Here is a 369-nt window from a genome sequence, read left to right as displayed (position 1 = left end):
AGGTTCAATACCTCTTTCCCGGTTATACGCATCCTGCTTTTCCCGGCGTCGTTCAGTTTCAGACATTGCGCGCTGCATCGAACCCGTGATGCGGTCGGCATACAGAATGGCTTTGCCTGACAGGTTACGCGCAGCCCGGCCAATGGTCTGAATCAGTGAACGCTCAGAACGCAGAAAACCTTCTTTATCTGCATCCAGAATCGCGACTAAAGACACTTCCGGCATATCCAAACCTTCTCGCAGCAGGTTAATGCCGACCAGCACATCAAACTCACCCAAGCGTAAATCACGAATGATCTCAACCCTCTCGACTGTATCTATGTCTGAATGCAGGTATCTGACCCTGACACCATGCTCATCCAGGTATTC

Annotated in this window: 1 protein-coding gene; it reads right to left on the bottom strand. The window is 50.7% G+C overall.

Annotated elements, in window-relative coordinates:
- A partial coding sequence (locus ACYP03_RS24690) for a helicase-related protein (protein WP_459782482.1) occupies positions 1–369 on the bottom strand: 369 nt, incomplete at both ends.

This window comes from Photobacterium sp. R1 (assembly GCF_054600795.1).
This window is presented reverse-complemented; position numbering and strand designations above follow the sequence as displayed.